This window comes from Clostridium sp. TJA038 (assembly GCF_058310255.1).
In genome coordinates this window covers 786106-806728 of the sequence record NZ_JBZEFA010000001.1, presented here as the reverse complement: position 1 = coordinate 806728, position 20623 = coordinate 786106, and the positions used below count along the sequence as shown (strand labels likewise).

The 20623-nt window shown below is 27.2% G+C and carries 19 protein-coding genes, 1 pseudogene and 2 riboswitches; of the genes and pseudogenes, 8 read left to right on the top strand and 12 right to left on the bottom strand.

The window, feature by feature from the left end:
• Nucleotides 1-52: 52 nt before the first annotated feature.
• Complete coding sequence (locus tag AC4FQV_RS03840) at nt 53-1198, top strand: amidase domain-containing protein (RefSeq protein WP_491164534.1); 1146 nt, start codon at nt 53-55, stop codon at nt 1196-1198.
• Between the two features lie 75 nt (nt 1199-1273).
• Here AC4FQV_RS03840 and AC4FQV_RS03835 read toward each other — a convergent pair whose 3' ends face one another.
• Entirely contained in the window at nt 1274-1999 is a 726-nt protein-coding gene (locus AC4FQV_RS03835) for an N-acetylmuramoyl-L-alanine amidase (protein WP_491164532.1), read from the bottom strand.
• A 160-nt stretch (nt 2000-2159) separates the two neighbouring features.
• On the opposite strand from AC4FQV_RS03835, the gene AC4FQV_RS03830 reads away from it, so the two are divergent.
• On the top strand, nt 2160-2738 hold the full coding sequence (locus AC4FQV_RS03830) for a flavin reductase family protein (RefSeq protein ID WP_491138716.1): 579 nt from the start codon (nt 2160-2162) through the stop codon (nt 2736-2738).
• A 49-nt stretch (nt 2739-2787) separates the two neighbouring features.
• Here AC4FQV_RS03830 and AC4FQV_RS03825 read toward each other — a convergent pair whose 3' ends face one another.
• Nucleotides 2788-4359, bottom strand: coding sequence for a ClC family H(+)/Cl(-) exchange transporter (locus tag AC4FQV_RS03825; RefSeq protein WP_491138717.1), 1572 nt, complete (start codon nt 4357-4359; stop codon nt 2788-2790).
• Between the two features lie 252 nt (nt 4360-4611).
• On the opposite strand from AC4FQV_RS03825, the gene rsxC reads away from it, so the two are divergent.
• Together rsxC and AC4FQV_RS03815 are read left to right on the top strand one after the other, a co-directional pair.
• Entirely contained in the window at nt 4612-5916 is a 1305-nt protein-coding gene (gene rsxC / locus AC4FQV_RS03820; protein WP_491164530.1) for an electron transport complex subunit RsxC, read from the top strand.
• Between the two features lie 12 nt (nt 5917-5928).
• Nucleotides 5929-6906, top strand: coding sequence for an RnfABCDGE type electron transport complex subunit D (locus AC4FQV_RS03815; RefSeq protein ID WP_491164528.1), 978 nt, complete (start codon nt 5929-5931; stop codon nt 6904-6906).
• 257 nt (nt 6907-7163) lie between these two features.
• Here the strand turns inward: AC4FQV_RS03815 and AC4FQV_RS03810 are convergent, their stop codons facing one another.
• The 6 genes from AC4FQV_RS03810 to AC4FQV_RS03785 form a co-directional block, all read right to left on the bottom strand.
• The gene (locus AC4FQV_RS03810; RefSeq protein ID WP_491138722.1) at nt 7164-7421 is read right to left on the bottom strand and encodes a DUF1653 domain-containing protein; all 258 of its coding nucleotides are present in this window, start codon (nt 7419-7421) and stop codon (nt 7164-7166) included.
• Nucleotides 7422-7537: 116 nt separating this feature from the next.
• Nucleotides 7538-8692: a tRNA uracil 4-sulfurtransferase ThiI gene (thiI, locus tag AC4FQV_RS03805; RefSeq protein ID WP_491164526.1), complete on the bottom strand. Its 1155-nt coding sequence runs from the start codon at nt 8690-8692 to the stop codon at nt 7538-7540.
• Complete coding sequence (locus tag AC4FQV_RS03800; protein ID WP_491164523.1) at nt 8689-9834, bottom strand: cysteine desulfurase family protein; 1146 nt, start codon at nt 9832-9834, stop codon at nt 8689-8691. The genes thiI and AC4FQV_RS03800 overlap by 4 nt, the downstream gene beginning before the upstream one ends.
• Nucleotides 9835-9976: 142 nt before the next feature.
• Nucleotides 9977-10414 (bottom strand): ACT domain-containing protein, encoded by a 438-nt coding sequence (locus AC4FQV_RS03795; RefSeq protein WP_491138727.1) that lies wholly within the window; start codon nt 10412-10414, stop codon nt 9977-9979.
• A gap of 321 nt (nt 10415-10735) precedes the next feature.
• The gene (locus AC4FQV_RS03790) at nt 10736-13315 is read right to left on the bottom strand and encodes an alpha-mannosidase (RefSeq protein ID WP_491138728.1); all 2580 of its coding nucleotides are present in this window, start codon (nt 13313-13315) and stop codon (nt 10736-10738) included.
• Nucleotides 13316-13532: 217 nt separating this feature from the next.
• On the bottom strand, nt 13533-14387 hold the full coding sequence (locus AC4FQV_RS03785; protein ID WP_491164521.1) for a homocysteine S-methyltransferase family protein: 855 nt from the start codon (nt 14385-14387) through the stop codon (nt 13533-13535).
• A 221-nt stretch (nt 14388-14608) separates the two neighbouring features.
• Between AC4FQV_RS03785 and AC4FQV_RS03780 the strand changes: the two genes are divergently transcribed.
• On the top strand, nt 14609-15337 hold the full coding sequence (locus AC4FQV_RS03780; RefSeq protein WP_491164519.1) for a lysophospholipid acyltransferase family protein: 729 nt from the start codon (nt 14609-14611) through the stop codon (nt 15335-15337).
• Between the two features lie 40 nt (nt 15338-15377).
• Here AC4FQV_RS03780 and AC4FQV_RS03775 read toward each other — a convergent pair whose 3' ends face one another.
• The gene (locus tag AC4FQV_RS03775; RefSeq protein WP_491138733.1) at nt 15378-16763 is read right to left on the bottom strand and encodes an alanine/glycine:cation symporter family protein; all 1386 of its coding nucleotides are present in this window, start codon (nt 16761-16763) and stop codon (nt 15378-15380) included.
• Between the two features lie 74 nt (nt 16764-16837).
• Nucleotides 16838-16923: riboswitch (glycine riboswitch) on the bottom strand.
• A 2-nt stretch (nt 16924-16925) separates the two neighbouring features.
• Nucleotides 16926-17002, bottom strand: a riboswitch (glycine riboswitch).
• A gap of 342 nt (nt 17003-17344) precedes the next feature.
• Here AC4FQV_RS03775 and AC4FQV_RS03770 point away from each other — a divergent pair.
• The 3 genes and pseudogenes from AC4FQV_RS03770 to AC4FQV_RS03760 all read left to right on the top strand — a co-directional run.
• Nucleotides 17345-17893: pseudogene (locus AC4FQV_RS03770) on the top strand (ECF transporter S component); the annotation flags it as partial.
• Nucleotides 17873-18097 (top strand): hypothetical protein, encoded by a 225-nt coding sequence (locus AC4FQV_RS03765; RefSeq protein WP_491164986.1) that lies wholly within the window; start codon nt 17873-17875, stop codon nt 18095-18097. The pseudogene AC4FQV_RS03770 and the gene AC4FQV_RS03765, both read left to right, overlap by 21 nt.
• 236 nt (nt 18098-18333) lie before the next feature.
• Nucleotides 18334-18516, top strand: coding sequence for an alpha/beta-type small acid-soluble spore protein (locus AC4FQV_RS03760; protein WP_491138736.1), 183 nt, complete (start codon nt 18334-18336; stop codon nt 18514-18516).
• Between the two features lie 45 nt (nt 18517-18561).
• Here AC4FQV_RS03760 and AC4FQV_RS03755 read toward each other — a convergent pair whose 3' ends face one another.
• From AC4FQV_RS03755 to AC4FQV_RS03745, 3 genes are read right to left on the bottom strand one after another with little or no spacing between them, the layout of a single operon-like run.
• On the bottom strand, nt 18562-19002 hold the full coding sequence (locus AC4FQV_RS03755; RefSeq protein WP_491138737.1) for a gamma-glutamylcyclotransferase family protein: 441 nt from the start codon (nt 19000-19002) through the stop codon (nt 18562-18564).
• Nucleotides 19002-19643, bottom strand: coding sequence for a pyroglutamyl-peptidase I (gene pcp / locus AC4FQV_RS03750; RefSeq protein WP_491164516.1), 642 nt, complete (start codon nt 19641-19643; stop codon nt 19002-19004). The genes AC4FQV_RS03755 and pcp overlap by 1 nt, the downstream gene beginning before the upstream one ends.
• 35 nt (nt 19644-19678) lie before the next feature.
• Nucleotides 19679-20608, bottom strand: a complete 930-nt coding sequence (locus AC4FQV_RS03745; protein WP_491138740.1) for a DUF979 domain-containing protein — start codon at nt 20606-20608, stop codon at nt 19679-19681.
• Nucleotides 20609-20623 lie beyond the last annotated feature (15 nt).

Here is a 20623-nt window from a genome sequence, read left to right as displayed (position 1 = left end):
TCTTTATCTATCATATAGATTATTAAATTATATATTAAATTAGGAGGAATTGATGAAAAGAAAAAAATTAATATTATTAGGAATATTATTAAGCATAATAGTAATACTCTCAATTAAATCAATTATAAATCATAAGGAAAATAAAATTCCTAAAGAAGCCCTTTATTTTTTAGAAGAACCTTCAAAGGATAAGGAAGATATCTTAAAGGATAAATTTAGTTTAGTTTTAAAAGATATTTTTAATTTTAGAAATAAAACAATACTAAATAATAATTTAGAAGCTTTAAAAACACTTTATGACTTAAATAAAAAAACTAGCCTTTTTGCCTATGAAAAAGAAATTAAAAAAATTAAGTATTTAAATAGCTGGTCTGAAAAACAAGGTATTAATTTTAATGATATAAACTCAACTAGTGAAATTATTAAAATTAACAAAACCGAAAATGGTCTTTATGAAATAATATGTTCCCTTTCTAGTGAATTTACATATTACTATTTAAATGAACCTCTTAATTATAATAAATTTACTTTAGGAACCTATCATTATCTTACCTTAAAAAACGAAGATAACAAATATATTATAACTAAAGAATGGTATACAGACCCTTTTTCAGACTCTCTTGATTTAAAAAATATAAATTCAGAAGAAATTAAATCTTATATATTAAAAAGCACACCTACTCCTTATACCCCTGATGAAAGGACTAAAAAGGCAATAGATTATGCTCATTCTTATTGTGGAGTTCCTTTAAATAATGAAAAAACTTTTAAATATAATAAAGCTTATAAAAATTTCAATGATGAAGGAGGAGATTGCGCAAATTTTGCTTCTCAAATACTTTTTGAAGGTGGAGGCTTTAGAAAAAATTCTACATGGAACTATAATGGAAAAGAAGGTTCTAAAGCTTGGGTAAATGCACAAGCTTTTAAAAATTATATGATTAATAGTGGAAGGGCTTCCTATATAGCTAAAGGAAAATATCCAGAAATATATAAAGAAGCTTATAACTTAAGACCTGGTGATTTTGTAGCCTATGAAAAAAATGGCCGAATAACGCATATATCAACTGTTACAGGTTTAGATAGCAAAGGGTATCCTTTAGTAACCTGTCATAATACTGATAGACTTCTTGTTCCCTTTGATTTAGGTTGGAGTAATTCTAATATTTCTTTCCATCTAATTGATGTTTATTATTAAATTTAAATATAAAACCTACTAAAAGCTTATGAAAATTATAAATTTATTTTCTTCTAAGCTTTAGTAGGTTCTAAACTATAAAGTTTCTTTATATCTTTTTAAAGATTTAACTATTAAATTAGCTAACTTTTCTTGATACAATTTATTTCCTAGCAAAACATCCTCTTCTAAATTACTCATAAATCCCATTCTTAAAATTATTACAGGAACTTTTGAAAACTCAAATCCTCTAATATTATTTCTTTCAAAAATACCATTTACCCTTATATCTCCTTCTCTTAAGGTTTCATTTAATATTTCACTATAATTTCTACTATTTTTGTATAAATCATCAAAATTATTGTTTTTACAACTCTTTAAAGAAGGAATTAAAATTGAAGCTCCTCTTTTTTTAAAATCATCACTTCTATCGCAATAAAGTTTTATTAAAATATCAGCTCCTGATTTATTTCCTATATTAGCTCTATCTTTATCACTTAAATAAACCTTATTTCTCTCTCTAGTCATAAAAACTTTATATCCTTCTTTATTTAAAAGCTCTCTCAAAATTAAAGCTACCTCTAAATTTATTTCATATTCTTTATTTTTAGTAAAAACTCCTCTTGTTTCTAAGGGAACTTTAAAATTTCTATTTTCATAATAAGATGATATAAAATTAATATCCTTATCATAATCCTCTTGATAAGCTGCATCAATACATATAGTAAATTTTTCTTTATCCTTTGCAGAAACTATCTCCCTTGGTAAAATCAAATTTAAAATCATTATAAAAATAATTAATAATACAAATTTTTTTCTCATAAAAATATCCTCTCTAAAATAATATAAATAATAAATATTATTTCACTAAAAAGAAAAAATATTATAATCTTTAGTTTTATATATAAATTTTTCATGTTATAATTTTAAAGTCTTAAATTTAAAAAAACTAAAGATTTTAATATAAATAAAGGAGATAACTATGAAAAAACTTAATTTTAAAGGAAGTGTAATGTTAAATCCTACTCCCGTAGTTCTTGTTACATCTAAAAATAAAGAAGATAAAATAAATGCTTTTACTGTAGGATGGGTTAGTACTGTTTGTACTAAACCGCCAATAATAGCAATGGGAATAAGACCAGAAAGATTATCCCATGAATACATAAAAGAAAGTAAGGAATGTGTTATAAATTTACCTTGTAGAGATATGGTTAAGTTTGTTGATTTTTGTGGAGTTAAATCAGGAAGAAAAGTAGACAAAATTAAACATTTTGGATATGCTCTTAGTAAAGGAGTTTCCATAAGTACTCCTTCTATTGAAAAAGCTCCTGTTGCCTTAGAGTGCAAATTAAAATCTATAACTCCTTTAGGAACTCATGACATGTTCTTATTTGAAGTTGTAAATGTAAAAGTAGATGAAACTCTTATAGATGAGAAGGGTAAAATTCACTTTACTAAAGCAAATCTTATATCCTATAGTCATGGAGAATATTTTGGTCTTAATTCAAAGCCCTTAGGCTCCTTTGGATACTCAATAAAAAAGAAAAAAGTAAAGAAATAATAAATAAAATACACTAAGATATTTTTCTTAGTGTATTTTTTAATTTCTATTAAATTTCTTCCTTTGCAGAAGTTAAAGATTGAATTTTATTTAAAACTGAACTTGCATTACTTTCATCTACCATAACAACTAAGTAATCTCCATTTTGTATTTCAATTGAACCTCTTGGAATAAATTCATTATTTCCTCTTTTTATAGCAACTAATAAAGCTTCCTCTGGCCAATTAACATTTTTAACTTTCTTTCCTTCTGCTTCACTTCCTAATTCAACACCAAATTCTAATAAAGTTTTATTATTTGAAGGTTCATCAACTTTAACTCCAGCTTTTTCTATCCATCTCTCTAATAAAGATTCATATATTGGCTCACTCTTTAATATGTCAGATGTTACATAAGAAACTATTACCACAATAGATAAAGCTAACATATGGTCAAAGGAACCTGTCATTTCAGTAATTAAGATTATTCCTGTTATAGGCGCCTTTACTATAGAAGCAAAATTTCCTGCCATAGCTAAAATTACAAAATCTATTATATATTCCTTTGGTAATCCTAAGCTTGTAAAACTTAATAACCCAACTATATTACCAATTATTGCTCCTAATAATAATAAAGGAAAAAATATTCCTCCAGGAGTACCAGCACCAAAACTTACAATTGTTAAAAAAAACTTAACTAAAAGTAAAGCTAAAAGTATTTTTACTGGAAAACTTTTAGTTACCAAGTCCATTATAAGTTCATGTCCTCCTCCTAAGATTATAGGGATAAAAATTCCTAATAATCCTGTTATTAAAAAAGGTACCATAACCTTAATTTCTACAGGAACCTTTTTAAATTTTCCATAAAAACTTTGAACTTTTAAAATCCCCTTTGAGAAAATTGTACCGCCAATTCCTAAAACAACTCCTAATACTATTAAAAGCCAATAATATTTTAATGGTAGCACAGGAACATTTTCAATTCCTAAACTTGGATTCATACCTAAAAATTGTTTTGATACAAAATCTGCAACTAGAGATGCAGCCATAGCAGAAACTAAAACTAAAGGAGAAAAACTTTTATGTACTTCTTCTAAAGCAAATATAACACCAGATAAAGGTGCATTAAAAGCTGCAGCAAGTCCTGCAGAAGCCCCTGATGTTATTAAATACTTTTTCTCTATATTTACTCTCTTTAAACACTTGCTAAATCCTTCACCTATTGCAGCCCCCATCTGTACTGAAGGGCCCTCTCTTCCTAAGGATAAACCTGCACCTAGTGAAATTACTCCTCCTAAAAATTTATATATTAATATTCTTGCCCAATTCATCTTTAGCTTACCTATTAATTCACCTTCAACCTGTGGAATACCACTACCTGAAATCATAGGCTCTCTTCTAACCATAAATCCTACTAAAGCACCTAAAATTGCTAAAATAGCTAAGACTATTAGCATATTTCCTACACTTAAAGTAGCAAAGGCATAAAGCTTTTTAAAAAGTGGAAATAAATAACTTACAATGACTCTATTTAAGACTAGTACTAGTGAACATACAAGCCCTATAATAGCACCTTCTAAAACTAGCTTAAACCTTAAGTCTTTTCTATGGGACAGTACCGTTTTAGTACTCTCATTAATCAAAGCCTTCCCCTCCTTATTTTTCATTTTATTAACACAACTATTATACCCTTATGTTTTTACACTTTCAAATTTAATTAAACTCAAATTTTTAATTATTTTTTCATATAAAAATAATTAAAGTATTTTTTTACTTATTTCCTATAAAATTATTAAATTTAATATAAAAGCTAATTAACTAAAAATATGTAATTTATTTAAAAGTTTATTCATAGTATTAAAACAAGGAATATTATAATGAAAGGATGTATGTGCATGAGTCTTTTTACCTTTAAAAAAGGACTACATTTACCTTATAATAAAGAACTTACAAAAAATAAAGATATAGAAAGTTTTTCTCCTAAAGAAGAACTTATATTTCCACTTTCTCAACATATAGGAAGTCCTTGTTCACCCTTAGTTGAAATTGGAGAAAGAGTTTTATTAAATCAAAAGATAGCAGATTCTAAAGAATATATATCCTCACCTATTCATTCTAGTGTATCTGGCTTTGTAAAGGATATAAAAGAAATTACTTATAAAGATAATATTAAAGTTAATTCAATAATTATAGAAAATGATTTCAAATATGAATCTCTTCCTAAAGATAATTTAAAATTTTCTAAAGATATGCCCTTAGAAAGCTTAATTTCCTTAGTAAGAGAAAATGGAATAGTTGGTCTTGGTGGTGCTACCTTTCCTTCTCATGTAAAACTTAATATAAAAAAAGACAAGGAAGTTAATTACTTAATAATAAATGCAGCTGAATGCGAACCTTATTTAACCTGTGATTATAAGGTTATGACAAATTACACAAAGGAAATAATAACCTCTTTAGAAATTTTATCTAATTATTTTCCTAAAGCTCTAATTTACATAGGTATTGAAGATAATAAATTAGATGCTATAGAAATTTTCAAATCAAACTTAAAGGAAAATTCAAAAATAAAAGTCTTTAAATTAAAAACTAAATATCCTCAAGGTTCTGAAAAACATTTAATATATGCTCTTACAAAAATAAAAATTCCTCCAAAAAAACTTCCTTTAGATTTAGGCTGTATTGTATTTAATATATCTACTATATATCAAATGTATAAAAGTTTTATAGAAGGAATACCTTTAACAGAAAGAATCATAACTGTAACAGGTGATGCAATAAAAACACCTAAAAATTTAAAAGTTAAAATAGGAACTCCAATTAAAGATATAATAGAGTTTTGTGATGGATTTAAAAAAGAACCAAGAAAAATAATTTTAGGTGGTCCTATGATGGGTACTTCTATAAACTCACTAAATACTCCTATTACTAAAGGAACTTCAGGAATTTTATGTTTAAATAATACAGAAGATTTTAAAAGTACTTCCTGCATAAGATGTGGAAAATGTATATGTTCATGTCCTATGAATTTAATTCCTCAAAGATTAAATGAAGTTATAGAAAAAAATGATTTAGAAGAATTTAAATCTCTTGGGGGAATGAATTGTTTAGAATGTGGATGTTGTTCTTTTTCTTGTCCTGCTAAAATTTCCTTAGTAAAAAATATAAAAAAAGCTAAGAAATCTTTAAAAAATCAAAATTAGTGAGGTGAAAGCATGGTTTTTGTAAAAGAGGATTCAAAGGAATCTTTAAATATAAAGAAAGTAGAAGAAAATCTCTTAATGGATTCTGCTCCTTATATAAAGGATAAACCTTCTACTCAAAGTATAATGAGAGATGTTTTAATAGCCTTAATTCCAACCTCCTTAGTTGGGGTTTTGATTTTTGGTATAAGAGCTATTTTTGTAATATTAACCTGTATAGTATCATCAGTATTATCTGAATATATCTTTCAAAGAGTAACAAAAAGAGAGATAACTATAAAAGATTTAAGTGCTATAGTTACTGGTCTATTACTTGCATTAAATTTACCTGCAAATACTCCCCTTTGGGTTGCTTCTATTGGCTCTATTGTAGCAATAGTTTTAGTTAAGCAAATTTTTGGTGGGATAGGTTGTAACTTTATGAATCCTGTATTAGCTAGTAGAGCCTTTTTATTAGCTGCCTGGCCTGAAAGTCTTGGTAATTTTACAATAGATGGTATAGCCTCTGCAACTCCACTTACTCTTTTAAAAAATGGTCAAGGAAACATGCCTCCTATAAGTGATGTGTTTTTAGGTAGCATTGCAGGGTGTATTGGTGAAGTTTCTGCTTTAGCTATACTTATAGGTGCAATTTATTTATTTTATAGAAAGGTTATAACTTGGCATATACCTGTAGTCTATATAGGTACTGTTTTGATTTTAACTACAGTTATAGGTAGAAATGGACTATTCACTGGAAATGGATTTTATGAAATATTTACAGGTGGATTATTTTTAGGAGCGTTTTTTATGGCTACTGATTATACAACTTCTCCTATAACAAAAAAAGGTCAAGTAATTTTCGCCTTTGGTTGCGGACTTGTTACAACTATAATAAGAATTTTTGGTGGTTACCCTGAAGGTGTTTCCTATGCAATTATATTTATGAATTTACTTGTTCCTGTTATAGACAACTTTATAAAGCCTAAAACCTTCTGTGAAGAAAAATAAATTTTTAAAAGTATATAATTAATATTTTAGGCAATAATATTTTTGTAGGGTTATTTAATCTATGCAGCTGTTCCTATATTTCTCTACTTAGAGGCTTTATTTAAAACTAAATTCTAAAATGTACGCGTTATTATTTTAGGGTTTTAAATTTCTCTAAAACTAATCTTTAGTTATAGTAAATAACTGTAACAACTCTTATTTATTAAAGATAGCTAAGAAAATTTTAAAAATTTTCTTAGCTATTACGTTATAAAATATTATCTTTTATTTAAGCTTTCAATAGTAACCTCTTCAAATCTATATTTTTGTCCTGTAGGATTTTCCTTTCCCTCTTTAACCTTTTCTAAAAACATATTATAAGGTCTTACAAACTGGCCACAATCACCATACAAAGCTCTATATAAAACCAGCTTTTCTCCACTTTCTGAATGAGTAACAATTCCTTCTACTAAATAAAGGTCTCCCTTAAAATGTCTAAAAATTTTTCCTAAAGATTTTTCAATATTTCTTTCCATAAATATTCCTCCTAAAAATAAAGAAGATTGTATATAAAAACTTTAAAAGCTCTTTTAATACACAATCTACTTATTATTTTATACTTAAGAATTTTTAAAAACAATTATAACCTTATTTAAAATATAAAGGTCTCCATTTCTTCTATTGCTTTATCTACTAAAGCTTCTATATTTAACTTTTTCTCTCCCCTTACTAAATCTTTAATTCTTGGCTTAGTTTTTGGATGCTTAGGAACAAATATTGTGCAACAATCCTCATAAGGAAGTATAGATGTATCATAAGTTCCTATTTCTCTTGCAATATCCATTATATCTTCTTTATCCATAGCTATTAATGGCCTAAAAACTGGTCTATCAGAAACATCATTACTTGCCATAAGCCCTTCCATAGTTTGAGATGCAACTTGTCCTATACTTTCTCCTGTAGTTATAGATTGTATATTCTTTCTCTTTGAAAGTTCACAGGCAACTCTCATCATAAACCTCCTCATTATTATAGTAAGTTCATCTTCTCTACATTTTTCTATTATATCCATTTGTATCTCCGTAAATGGAACTACATAAAGAGTTATTTTCTCTGTATAACTACCTACTATTCTTGCTAACTCCTTAACCTTATCCTTAGCTCTCTCAGAAGTATAAGGATGAGAATGGTAATAAATACAATGAGTTTCAACACCTCTCCTTGCCATTAAATATGCAGCAACAGGAGAATCAATTCCTCCAGATAACATAACCATAGTACTTCCATTCATTCCATAAGGCATACCACCTACTGCTTTTATTTTATCTTTATCAGTAAAGATATATGCTTTTTCTCTTATTTCTATATAAACCCTACATCCTGGATTATGTATATCAACTTCTATTTCTCCATTAAGCTCTGAAAGTATATATCCTCCAACTTCTCTTGAAACTTCCATAGAATTCATATCAAATTTTTTATTTGCTCTCTTTGTTTCAACCTTAAAACTTTTAGTTTTACTTTCTCTTATTTTTCTTAAAGCTTCTCTTTTAATATCATAAAGATTTCTTTCTACTTGAGTAACTAAACAAAGTTCCTTAACCCCAAAGACCTTTTTAACTCTATTTATAACTTCATCTAAATCATCTGCTTTTATAAACCATCTATTTTGATCTGTTATAATTTCATGGTTTATTCCCTCTAACTTTTTCTTTATATTTTCTTTTAATCTTCTTTCAAATTTATTTTTATTAAGTCCCTTTAAAAATATTTCCGAAGCATATTTTACTAAAATTAAATTATTCATAATCTTATTCTCCTTAAAAATTTTAAAGCTTTTTTTAACACCTCTATGGTATAATCAACCTCTTCTAAAGTGTTATACCTAGAAAAGCTAAATCTTATAGCTCCTTGAATACATCTTTCTTCTAAACCTATAGCCCTTAGTACATAACTCCCCTTTTGTATAGAATTTTTTGATGAACAAGCAGAACCTGTTGAAACAAATATGTTATTTTCCTCTAACATATGAAGTAAAACCTCTGATTTAACTCCTAAAAAGGAAACATTTAATATATAAGGAGTATAGTTATTACTTAAAGGAGTATTTATTATTACATCTTCTATTTCTGAAAGCCTTTTTATAAAATATTTTTTTAAACTACTTACCTGTTTATAGGATTCTTCCATTAATTCATATGAAATATCCATAGCTTTTACCATACCCATATAAGATGGTGTATTTTCTGTACCTGCTCTTAATCCACTTTGCTGTTCTCCACCGGTTATTAAAGGCTTTAAATTTATTCCCTTTCTAATATACATAAACCCAATGCCCTTTGGTCCGTGAAATTTATGGGCAGAAGCTGTATAAAAATCTATATTAAATTCTTTAACATCAATTAAAAACTTTCCAAAGCCTTGAACGCCATCTACATGAAATTTTGCTCTTTTACTTTTTTCTTTTATTAAATTCCCAATTTCCTTAATTTTTTGTATACTCCCAATTTCATTGTTAATTTGAATTATAGATATTAAAACTGTATCTTTATTTATTGAGTTTTTTAATTCTTCTAAATCTATAAAACCCTCTTTATTAACCTTTAAATAAGTTACCCTTACTCCTTGTCTTTCTAGTTCTTTATAAGTATTTAAAACACTAGAATGCTCAAAAGCTGTAGTTATAACATGAGTGTTTTTTTTACCTAGCCCTTTAATTATCATATTATTTCCTTCACTAGCTCCTGAAGTAAATACTATTTCTTCTCTAGATGAATTTATCTTTTTTGAAATGCTTTCCTTAAGCTCCTCTATCTTTCTTTGAACCTTTATTCCTAAAGTATATAAAGAAGAGGGATTTTCCCAAAATTCATCCATAGCATAATAAACTTCTTCTCTTACTTCTTTTAAAGGTTTTGTAGTTGCACTATTATCAAAATAAACCTCCATTTAAACCTCCCTAAACTTCATTTAATTACTATTATTTCACATTTAATATTAAACCATAATAATTATTTATTATCAAAAACATTTTTTTCCATTAATAAAAATTAAAAAATCTCAACTTAGACTTAACTAAGTTGAGATTTTTTTATTCCATAGCAACAAATTCTACTTTTTCAACGCCACGCACTAATTGAATTTCATTTAACATCTCTTTTATATCACAATTCATAGTTGATATATCTATTGTAAAACTAACATGAGCTAACCCATGTATAGGCAAGCCTTGATCTATTGTTAATATATTTCCTCCAACCTCTGATAATATATTTAAAACAGAAGATAAAACACCTTTTTCATGAGTAACTACCATATTAAATATAACTTTTCTTCCCTGTAATGTTTCTGAAAACTCAAAAATATAATCTTTATATTTATAATAAACACTTCTACTAATTCCTGCCTGCTTAGTGGCTTCTGTTATTTCTTTTACCTTTCCTTCTTTTAAAAGTCTTTTAGCATTTATTACCTTTTCAAAAACTTCTGGTAAAACTCTTTTATCTATAACTAATAAATTTCCTTCCATTTTGGAAATATTCACCTCTTTACATCTATAAAATATTAAATACTAGCAAAACAGTAAATTCTTATTACCACTTACTAAAATATCATCTATAATTAATATTTTCAATAAATATTATACTTTATAAATGAAAATTAAAAAACACTTTAACAATAAAATTAAAGTATTAATAAATTATTATTTTGGATTAAAGTATTTATTTTTATTATTAAGTTTTTAACATTATAAATAAATTATATCACCACAAATTCTAAAAGACAAGTGTATCTCTATAAAATACACAATATAATAGAGGATATATAAATATATCCTCTATACAGATTATTATAATACTATTTCAAAAGTTTTTATTTGTTTTCCTAAAATAACACCTTTAATAGAATTTTCTTCTACATTTAATTTTTCTATAATTTCCTCATTTAAATTAACTTCATTTATTTCTTTAACTTCTCTATTAACTTTTATTTCAAAGTTCTCATCCTTATTAGAAATATTAAACACTCTTATTATTATAGAATCTCTATCTTCTGCTTTCTTAAAGGCTGATAAAACTACATTGTCTCCTTTAATTGTAACTAAAGAATCCTCATTCTTAAAATCTCCTTGAAGAGCTAGCATATTAACATTGAAGTTATAAGCTTCTTCATAAGAATTTTCAAAGGTATAATCTCCTTTATGAGGAATTATTGAATATTCAGCAATATTTTCTCCTAGGCATTGAGCCTCTGGTGTTTTAAACACACCCCAATCTCCTAATTCTCCAACAGCTCTTAAAATAGTTAAGGCTATAGTATTTTTACTATCTCTTAAAACCTCATATTCAGGAAGTCCTTTATTGGCAATCATAAGTCCAACTTTTCCATCATTAACATCAACAAAATTTGTTTGCTTTTGACAGTTAGAAGGATTTTGCCATCCTTCCCATGGAGTAGTTTCTCTTTCTATAACATCAAAGTGTCCCTCTGCAAAATGAGTATCTGCTTCTATTTCACTTGGGAATAAAGCTCTTATTCTATGGTCTTTTGCCTTATTTTCTATTACAACTTTTACATCTACTCTCTTTGAAATTTCATTTAAAGTTATGGTAGAAGTTAAGTTTATCTCAGTTTTATCTTCTAATCTTCTACTTTCTTTTTTACTAGCTTCAAAAGGAACTTTTAAAGTATTTTTAACCTCTATTACCTTTTCTACTTCATTATCTATTAAAACATTTATAGTAGCTTTATTATCTAAAGTATTTATTATTTCATCTTTTAATGGAGCTCTAAATATATATTCATCTCCTATATCTCCACAATCTTCAAAGTAATTTAAATTTTTATATTCTTTCTTTGTTTCTTTGTGAAGTAAATTAAAAGTACCATTTTCATTAAATTTTAGTAAAAAGAATTTATTTTCAAAAGTTAAATCCTTATTAATTTCTTTATTTTCTTTCTTTTCACAAGGTACTATTTCAAAGGATTTTAATCCTAAAGCTTTTATATTACTTGCTAAAAATCTAACCTTAAATCTATTTACATATTCAGGTTGTCTAAACCTATTATTTGGTAAGGTATATTTAAAAGTTTCTCCTAAGGCTTCAACTGAAGAAGGTACTTCCTCTCCGTTTTCTTCAACAACTTTAAAACTTTCTATAGAAGAATCTTTATTTATATCAACTATAGCTTCTACTACCTCACTTCTATCCCATCCTAAAGTATTAAAAACAACTATATTTTTTCTATCCGTAGTAGTTCCATTTACTAGATTTAACATATATTCAGTACTTCTATCTATCATTTCCTCTGATATTTGCATACTAGCTTTAAATCTTGTTACCATATCTTGATGAACTTCATCAATACTACATCCACAAATAGAATCATGAGGGTGATTTTGAATTAAATATTTCCATCCTTGAAGTATAAAATCACTTTCATATTTTTTACCTTCTAAAGATGCCATAACTCCTAAAGGCTCAACATATCTTTCTAAAAGATTTTGAGCTCTATTATTCATTTGCTTTAAATAAAGTCTTGAAGAAGCTGTGTTACATAAAGTCCACCATCCATCTGTATACTGTCCATTTAACTCTCCTGTAACAGTTTTTAAATCCTTAACTTCCTTTTTAACATCTTTTATATAATCAACTAAATTACTATGAACTAACTCAAAATCAACATCATTTTTTACATTATCTATTATATCTCCAACATTTGTTTGAACAGGTTGATGGTCACAGCCATTCATTAGTAATATTTGATTTGTTGTAGCATACATTTCTGCTTTATTTACTCTATCTTCTAAAAATTCAATAGCCTCTTTCTTTTCAGAAGGAATTTCATTTCCATTACTATACCAGTTAGCCATAAGTATTCCTAATACTTCTGAACCCTCTGGAGATTTCCATAAAACCTCTGAATGATATTCATTTTCCCCTACTTCTTCTACCTTTTGATTATCAAAAGCTATTGGAGTTATTCCTCTACCAAATACGGCATTATCAATACCAAAACCTCTTAATATTTGAGGTGCTTGAGATATATTACCAAAGGAATCAGGGAAATATCCTATTTTTACAGGATTTCCAAATCTTTTTGCAAATCTCATTCCTAAAAGCATATTTCTAACATTTGCCTCTGCACTTATTAAATATTCATCTTGAAGAACATACCAAGGACCTATATGAAGTTTTCCTTCTTCTACAAGCTTCTTTATTCTATCAAACATATAAGGTTTTATTTCTAGATAATCATCTAAAGCTATAGTCTGTCCATCTAAGTGAAAATATTTAAAATGCTCATTATTTTCTAAAGTATCTATTAATGAATCCATAAAATCTACTAATTTAACTCTATGTTTTTGAAATGGTATATACCACTCTCTATCCCAGTGACTATGTGAAACTACATGTACTTTTTTCATACCTAACCTCTCCTTATCTAAAGTTCATTAACTTATACATAGATTATATACGTTTACAAAGGATTCATTCAATTTTCAATCTTATATGTTTACTGGACTTTTTATAGATTATTTAATCTTAATCTTAGTTTTTATATACTATAAAAATAATATTTTAATATCTATTTCTTATGTTTTTTAATAATTATCTAGAAAAATAATATTATTTATTAAATTATTAATTCTTATTATTTTCTTTTAATTTAGAAAGAGCCTTTATATAGGCTTTATTAGTTCCACAACAACCTCCTATTATATTAACGCCTTTTTCAATAGCACTTTTAGATAAAGTCTTAAATTCTTCTAAATTTAAGTCATAAATCAACTTTCCTTCTACATTCTTTGGCATTCCTAAATTAGCCTTTATATATATAGGAAGCTTAGTAAGCTCCTTAATAATATCTAAAGCCTTTAATATTTCTTCATATGATGTGCAATTTATACCTAAAGCATCTACTCCTAGAGGTTCTAAGGTTGAAACCATTTCCTTTAAAAAGTTATAAATATTCTTTTTATTAGACAAGGTAAAGGAGCATATAATAGCTTTATCTGTTATAGTTTTAGCTTTTTTTAAGGCTAATTCTCCTTCTTTTATACTTCCTAAGGTTTCAAAAATAACTAAATCAAACTTATCTTCTCCAGCTTTAATTATTCTTTCAGTATTTTCATAAACAATATTTTCAAAAGAAGGGGAATTTTCGTCTAAATAGTATGAAATAGCTCCTATATCTAAAGCAACTAAAATATCCTTTTCCTTAACTTTATTCAAAATATTCAGACTAGATTTTATAACCTTTTCTAAGTTATATCCATTTATTTTTTCATTTATAATATTGCACATAAAAGTATTTGAAAGTATTAATTCAGCTCCAGAATTTATATATTCTCTATGTATTTTTTCTATTAATTTAGGGTTTTTTAAATTTAAAATTTCTGAGGAGGTTTCCTTTAAATTACCACCTAACTCAATTAATCTAGTTCCCATAGCGCCATCTGCTATTATTAACCTATCTTTTAAGTTTAAAGCCTTCATTTTTTATTCTCCAATCAAAATAAATTTATTAGAAAGATAATAAATTTTATTTTTTAAAACAAAATTATTATCTTATATTATTTATATTTTACATTTAAAAAATAAATAATAAAAACATAATTTTTTTATTATTTTATCTATTAAAAGAAAGTCTATATTTTATATTTTAAAAAAACTGTTATAATATTACTAGTAATAGTAATATTAAAGGAGCGAAATATATGTTTAGATCTATATATTGGTATGGAAAAGGATATGCCTGGACATTAATAAAATCCTTGTCTGACATTAAAAAAATTAATAAGTTAGAAGAAGAAGGCAAGCTTGAAGAAAGAGATGAGTATATATATCAGTGTAGTAGAAAAATAGCTTATACTTTTCTTAAGGCTGCTGGACTTGAAGTTAATGTTGAAGGCTTAGAAAATATTCCTGAGGGGCCAGTTCTTTTTGTTTGTAATCACCAAAGCAATATGGACATACCTGTAATTATGTACTCTATTGATAGACCAAAGGGATTTATAGCAAAAAAAGAACTAGAGAAAATGCCTATATTAAAAGATTGGATTTTACTTTCAAAGGCTATATTCATTGATAGAGAACATCCTAAAAAAGCCATGGCAGGTATTTTACAAGGAATAAAACAATTAAAAGAAGGATACTCTATGGTTGTTTTTCCTGAAGGAACTAGAAGTCAAAGTAGTAAAATGGGAGAATTTAAAGCTGGAAGTTTTAAACTTGCAACTAAACCAAAGGTTCCAATTGTTCCTCTTACAATTGATGGAGCTTATAAAATAATGGAGGGAAATCATTATTTTATAAAACCTGGAAAAGTAAATCTTTATATTCATCCTCCAATTTACACAGATAAACTTACAAAGGAAGAAATTGCAGAACTTCCTGAAAGAGTTGAAAATATAGTTAGAAGTAAACTTCCTAACAAAGGAAGATAAAAAAAACCATGAGTATAAATTTACTCATGGTTTTTTTATATTAATTTAAAACTGTTCCTTCTAAATCTATCTTTTCTTCATTTAATGATTTTTTATTAAAGAAATCCTCAGTTTCCTCTATTACAACCTTTCTTAGTCCTATAATTCCTATAAGATTTGGAATTGCCATTAATCCATTAACAATATCTGCAATTATAAATATTAAAGTTAAAGGTAAAAATGAACCTATACCAACTAAAATTATATATAAAATTCTATATGGCTTTATAGCTTTTATTCCAAATAAATATTCAATACATCTTTCCCCATAATAATTCCAACCTAAAATTGTTGTAAAAGCAAAAAACATAAGTCCTATATTAACTATATATGTTCCTATATTTTTTATAGGAAGACCAATTTCAAAAGCTCTTGTTGTAAGTGCTGCTCCTTCTAAACTTCCACTATAAGCACCAGTTAAAATTATTACAATTCCAGTCATAGTACAAATTAAAATAGTATCAAAAAATGTACCTGTCATGGAAATAAGTCCTTGTTTAACTGGAGATTTAGTCTTAGCAGCAGCTGCTGCTATTGGTGCACTTCCAAGTCCTGCTTCATTAGAGAAAACCCCTCTTGCTATTCCACTTTTCATTACTGTTATTATACTAACTCCAATGGCTCCTCCTATAGCTGCTTTAGGATTAAAAGCACTTTCAATAATTATTGATATTGCCTGTGGAACTTTATTAAAGTTAAAAATTATAACTATTAAAACTCCTAAAACATAAAGTCCTGCCATTAAAGGAACTACTTTCTCTGAAACACTAGATATTCTTTTTATACCACCTAAAATTACTAAAGCAACTAATAAAGTTACAACTATAGCTGTAACAATTGTAGGAATTTTAAAAGTAATACTTGCAGCATCTGTTATAGATTTTACTTGACCAAAAGTTCCTATTCCTAATAAAGCTACACAAATTCCAAAAAAGGCAAAAATATTAGCAAGCCAATTTAAACCAAGTCCATTTTTTATATAATACATTGGTCCTCCTGCCATTTGACCATTTTCATCTACAACTCTATATTTTATAGCAAGTACTCCTTCTGCATATTTAGTTGCCATTCCAAAAAAAGCAGCTACCCACATCCAAAATAAAGCACCAGGTCCTCCTGCTTTTATAGCCGTTGCAACTCCAACTATATTTCCTGTTCCTATAGTTGCTGAAAGAGCTGTACATAAAGCTCCAAAACTTGAAACATCTCCCTCTGCATTAGAAGAAATTTCATCATCTTTTTTAAATACATACTTTAAAGCTAGTGGTAATTTTAATATTTGTAATAATTTTAACCTTATAGTCAGGTATATTCCTGTACCTACAAGTAGCATAAGAAGTGGTACTCCCCATACTAAATTGTCAATTTGATTTAATAAGTTTTCCATAAAAAAATCCTCCTTAAATTTAAATTTGCGGAGGAGAATAAGGATACTTAAAAAATTTAAGTAACTAACCTTATCCTCTGTCCTTTTACCTGAGAGTTTCAGCCAAAAAATTTGACCTTGCTCCTTCGGTGCTCTTTTTTTAAAAGAGTCTCTCCAGAGGCTCGTCCAGTAACGGTCCTAATACCTGAAAGATTTCCCTCTTCGGTGGATATAAAATATCACTCTCCCATTACCTTCATCCGAACATATTGAATTTTAATTTATATTATATAGTTTATCTTTTTAAAAATCAATTGTTACTTTAATTTTTTTATTAAAATAATTTTATATTCGAAAGTTATTCTTTTTCACAAATTGTCAGAAAATTGTTAATTTATCTCTTTAACCTCTTTATATAAGCCATTGTTATTTTTAATCTATCATTAATTTCCATATTTTTTCCTTTTTTTCTTGAATTAATTGAAAATTTAGTGTTAAAATATCAATGTCGGTATTCTTTTAGAAGCTGAACTAATTTTTACGGTTAAAACTTAATAAAACCGAATTATATCCCTTTTGGGAATAAGAACGGAGGAGAGAAAATGAATGCAGTCTATCAAACTAGACGTAGAACAAGAAAACTAGTAGTTGTTGGTATGCTCTCTGGTATATCAATATTTCTAGGATTAACAGGATTAGGATTTATAAACGTTCCACCTGTTAGAGCTACTATTATGCATATTCCTGTTATAATAGGAGCTATTGTTGAAGGACCTATTGTAGGAGGATTAATAGGCTTAGTATTTGGTTTATTTTCTATGTATCAAGCTTTTATGGCTCCAACGCCAACTAGCTTTATGTTTTGGAATCCAATTATAGCCCTACTTCCTAGAATTCTCATAGGAGTTGTTAGCTACTATGTTTATATTTTTATGATTAGAGGTTCTAAAAAGAATCTAAAACTTACAACAATTGTAAGTTCATTTTTACTAGGAATACTTTTATTCATAAGCTCTTATGCTTTAATTAAATCACCAACTATAGCTGCTATAATTGGTATAGTATTCTTTTTAGGAAGCTTAATTTTAATGTTTAAGTTTAAACATAAAAATAAAGAAGAAGCTTTATCTATAGGGGTTTCAGCTGTTGTTGGAACACTAATAAATACAGTAGGAGTTCTTGGTTTAACATATATATTTTATTTAGAAAGATATGCCGCAGCTTTAGGAATTTCTGAAACTGTAGCAAAAGTAACCTTAGCAGGTATCGGAATAACAAATGGTATTCCAGAAGCTTTTATATCCGCTTTAATTTCAATTCCTGTTGTTTTAGGAGTTAAGAAAATTTTAAGATAAAGAAACATATTTTAGCGTATAGTTTTTAATCTATACGCTAATTTTTATTATTAAAATATCTTTATTTAATTTTAATCTTTTATCTAGGAAAAAAGTAGAACTAAATCTTTTTTACTCCTTTTATGGTTATAAGTTTATAGATTATAATATAAAGAATTTGCACATTATAAGGGTGTAAGGTAAAGAAATTCTTAACCTTAAAAAAATCTTATTAAACTTAAAAGGAGGAATTTAAAATGGCTCAACATTTAGTTCCAGAAGCAAAAAATGGTTTATCAAAATTTAAAAATGAGGTAGCAAATGAAATGGGTGTACCATTCTCAGACTATAATGGAGACCTTAGTTCAAAACAATGCGGTAGTGTTGGTGGAGAAATGGTTAAAAGAATGGTAGAAAAATACGAGCAATCAATGAAATAATAAAATAAAAAAAGAGGTAAGCATATGCTTACCTCTTTTTTTTATTTAGGATGCCTTATTAATCATAAAGTTTCTCCAATTTCCATCTTCAATTAAAATGCTATCCTTTTTAAAATCCTCTTCCTTATCTCTGTTATAGTAATAAACATAGCATTTTTCAGGAGAATTCTTTCCTAAAATTTCTACATCCATTTCTACTCTATTATACTCATTATTTTCATTTAAAGGTCCTAAATATCCTTCCATAACATCCATATCTTCTATAGTTTTTTCATAGTCTAATATGGTCATAACTTCTCCATAAACAAATCCATCTCCTTGAACTAAAGCTGGATATCCCTTTTTAGGCATATGATATAAAGTTCCCTTCACTCTTCCTAATTCGCTTTTTATAACCTTACCCTTTAAGTACTTTTCATAGTTGAAAAACCCTGTTCTTAAACTTCCATAAACAAAAATTTTTCTTCTTATCCTAGGTTCTAACATTAGCAAATAGCACCTCCTAAAACCTTAATGTCTTCTTCATTTAAAACTATAGCTTTTATAGCTAGTTCTAATCCTTTTGCTATATCTGAAATAGCCATAGAAGGTGTATTAGGCTTATTTACAACCTGTGATGGAATATATGGAACATGGATAAATCCAGCTCTTATGTTTTTATATTTTTTATCAACTAAATATAAAACACCATACATAACATGATTACATACAAAAGTTCCTGCAGTATTAGATAAAGAAGCAGGTATTCCATTTTTAATCATCTCTTGAACCATAGCTTTTACTGGTAAATTACTAAAATAAGCCATTTCTCCATCTTCATATATAGGAATATCTATTGGTTGATTTTTTTCATTATCTTCTATTCTAGCATCATCTATATTTATAGCTACTCTCTCTGGAGTTATTCCAAATCTTCCACCAGCTTGTCCTATAGATATAACTACCTCTGGATTTATTTCCTTTATTTTTTCTTCTATTTTTTCTAAAGATTTTCTAAAAACTGTAGGTATTTCTAATTTGTGAATTTCTGCTCCTTCTATTATATCAGGTAACATTTTTACTGCTTCTAAAGCTGGGTTTACACTTTCTCCTCCAAAAGGATCGAAACCTGTAATTAATATTTTCATTCTTATCAACTCCTTAAATTTTAATTAAATCTAATTTAAAATGCTAAGAAATACATTAAAGCAATATGTACAATTAATAAAATTATAGCAAATAAACTTTGACATTTAATAACTACGTTCTTATCTTTTGTTTCTAATAAAGCAGCTGGCATTACATTAAAGTTTGCTGCCATTGGTGTAAGTAATGTTCCACAATATCCTGCTGTTAAAGCTAAAGCTCCTGCTATAGCTACATTAGCTCCTTGAGCAAATACAAATGGTAATCCTATACCAACAGTTATTACTGAAAAAGCTGCAAAAGCATTACCCATTATCATAGTAAATACTGCCATACCTACACAATAAGCTGTAACTCCAGCTAATATATGTCCCTCTGGAATAAAGTTTGATATACCAGAAGATATAACATCACCAACTCCAGCTGCTGTAAATACTGTTCCTAAAGCTGCTAAAAGCTGTGGTAATATACTAGTAGAACCTACTGATTGTACCATTCTATTACTATCTTCTACTAAATTTTTAGGTTTAGCTTTTAAAACTAAGAAACTAGTTATTACAGCTGCAACTGAAGCTATTCCTATAGCAACAGTTCCTGATAAACTTGTAAATTGTGCAATTAATAAAGAACCTAAAGCTATTACAATAGATGGTAAGAAAATTTTATTCTTTAATTTCTTAGCTTCATTTTCTGCAAACTTTACATTAGGCATTTTTAAGTTTCCTATATTAACCTTTTTACTTGCTGTTAATACTCCTATAACTAAAAGTAAAGCACCTACTAAAACAGGTGGCATAACTCCTCCTGCTATAAAGATAATTGATAATATAGTCCAAAATATTGCAGTACCTATTCTTGTTTTATGATTTTTGTCTTTTAAAGTGTAAATTGCTGTATTTAACATTAAAAGACCAACTAATATATAAAAGAATTCTAACAGGGCATTAGAAATCATCTCCATATTCATTTTAGTATCACCTCT

Coding starts and splice junctions, on each gene's coding strand:
- thiI (WP_491164526.1), bottom strand. CDS start 8,692: ATGAATAATTTAATTTTAGTAAAATATGCTTCGGAAATATTTTTAAAG.
- AC4FQV_RS03840 (WP_491164534.1), top strand. CDS start 53: ATGAAAAGAAAAAAATTAATATTATTAGGAATATTATTAAGCATAATA.
- AC4FQV_RS03775 (WP_491138733.1), bottom strand. CDS start 16,763: ATGGAAAACTTATTAAATCAAATTGACAATTTAGTATGGGGAGTACCA.
- AC4FQV_RS03800 (WP_491164523.1), bottom strand. CDS start 9,834: ATGGAGGTTTATTTTGATAATAGTGCAACTACAAAACCTTTAAAAGAA.
- pcp (WP_491164516.1), bottom strand. CDS start 19,643: ATGAAAATATTAATTACAGGTTTCGATCCTTTTGGAGGAGAAAGTGTA.
- rsxC (WP_491164530.1), top strand. CDS start 4,612: ATGAGTCTTTTTACCTTTAAAAAAGGACTACATTTACCTTATAATAAA.
- AC4FQV_RS03815 (WP_491164528.1), top strand. CDS start 5,929: ATGGTTTTTGTAAAAGAGGATTCAAAGGAATCTTTAAATATAAAGAAA.
- AC4FQV_RS03790 (WP_491138728.1), bottom strand. CDS start 13,315: ATGAAAAAAGTACATGTAGTTTCACATAGTCACTGGGATAGAGAGTGG.
- AC4FQV_RS03760 (WP_491138736.1), top strand. CDS start 18,334: ATGGCTCAACATTTAGTTCCAGAAGCAAAAAATGGTTTATCAAAATTT.
- AC4FQV_RS03745 (WP_491138740.1), bottom strand. CDS start 20,608: ATGAATATGGAGATGATTTCTAATGCCCTGTTAGAATTCTTTTATATA.
- AC4FQV_RS03795 (WP_491138727.1), bottom strand. CDS start 10,414: ATGGAAGGAAATTTATTAGTTATAGATAAAAGAGTTTTACCAGAAGTT.
- AC4FQV_RS03835 (WP_491164532.1), bottom strand. CDS start 1,999: ATGAGAAAAAAATTTGTATTATTAATTATTTTTATAATGATTTTAAAT.
- AC4FQV_RS03785 (WP_491164521.1), bottom strand. CDS start 14,387: ATGAAGGCTTTAAACTTAAAAGATAGGTTAATAATAGCAGATGGCGCT.
- AC4FQV_RS03755 (WP_491138737.1), bottom strand. CDS start 19,002: ATGTTAGAACCTAGGATAAGAAGAAAAATTTTTGTTTATGGAAGTTTA.
- AC4FQV_RS03780 (WP_491164519.1), top strand. CDS start 14,609: ATGTTTAGATCTATATATTGGTATGGAAAAGGATATGCCTGGACATTA.
- AC4FQV_RS03830 (WP_491138716.1), top strand. CDS start 2,160: ATGAAAAAACTTAATTTTAAAGGAAGTGTAATGTTAAATCCTACTCCC.
- AC4FQV_RS03810 (WP_491138722.1), bottom strand. CDS start 7,421: ATGGAAAGAAATATTGAAAAATCTTTAGGAAAAATTTTTAGACATTTT.